This window comes from Lutibacter citreus, from assembly GCF_003260195.1.
GTDB lineage: Bacteria > Bacteroidota > Bacteroidia > Flavobacteriales > Flavobacteriaceae > Lutibacter > Lutibacter citreus.
The window spans coordinates 1-1,184 of record NZ_QEIH01000034.1; the positions used below are offsets into that span (position 1 = coordinate 1).

The 1,184-nt window shown below is 28.0% G+C and carries 1 protein-coding gene; it reads left to right on the plus strand.

Annotation, left to right across the window (positions count from 1 at the left end; translation table 11 throughout):
* Positions 1–318 precede the first annotated feature (318 nt).
* Positions 319–1,044, plus strand: coding sequence for a hypothetical protein (locus DAD81_RS20655; RefSeq protein ID WP_111710382.1), 726 nt, complete (start codon positions 319–321; stop codon positions 1,042–1,044).
* The last annotated feature ends 140 nt before the right edge of the window (positions 1,045–1,184 follow it).

The window sequence follows — 1,184 nt, forward strand, 5'->3', positions numbered from 1 at the left end:
TAATTGAAAGTTTGCAAACAATTTTTCTTGATATTCTTTCTTGCCTTGCATACCATGAAAGTACAAAATTTAACCCTTTTTTACAACTTTTTGGCTATATTTACTCGTGTTTGTGCAACAGGCACAACGTGTATAAAACATAGCTATTATAGGCTTTTCGAGAGGTTTTTGTATATTTACAAAGTACGCCAAATTTTTTATTTGGTTATATTTAGAATAGAAAATTAAACATAAAAATAAAAAATTCGGCTCGTGCTAAATCCGAAAAGTTAGCGTCTTTTTTCACGCTACGTTTCATACACAAGACCGTTGTACAAAATGCAAAAAAAAATTACGTACATATTAATATTTCTGATAAGTTCAGTAAGTTTTGGTCAAAAAATCAAGACAATAACTGAATATAAAAAAGAAAGTGATAGTTTAATCAAAACACGAAAAACTGAATTTGACAAATCGGGAAATTTAACTAAAGAAGTGAGATTTGGAGGTTATGACGGAATTTCTAAAACATTTAGAAATAAAAACCGAATTATAAAATATAATAACGGAAAGAGATTTTCAGAATATAATTGCGAGGATTTTGTAGCTAAAGATACTTGTGTTATTCGTTCGTTTTCGACTTACGAATTTGACCCTAAAACAAAAATTGAGAAACAAACAAAATACGAAACGGACAGTTTAATAAGATTTATTCGAGAAGTTAAACGACAAAAAAGAATACGTGTTTCTAAAACTAATTCTTGGGAATTTATTCCTGTCAAAGAACCAGATTTTGAAAAAGCATTGATTTTGACTGATACTTCATACTTTGACAAAAAGAACAGATTAATAAAACGAGTGAATTATAATAGTCGAGCAAAAGAACCATATATTGAGAAATATGTTTACTCAAAAGACAAATATACTTATCAAACAATTGGAACTGCAAGAGACACAATTTTGAGTTTTGAATACACCAAACTACAGCAGAAAATTGATAAAAAAAGTATAGATTATAAGTTAAATTCAACTGATATTTATGAATATGAGATTGAATATCATTGAGGAAAGCACTGTGTACAACAAAGTACTGTGGTAAAAAACAAGTAAAAATTGATTAATTTTCACAAAAGTACTTCTATAGGTGTCATCGTATATTAATCCTGATTTAGCTCAAAAAATAACGGATCAAGCAGTATATATTT

Coding starts and splice junctions, on each gene's coding strand:
- DAD81_RS20655 (WP_111710382.1), top strand. CDS start 319: ATGCAAAAAAAAATTACGTACATATTAATATTTCTGATAAGTTCAGTA.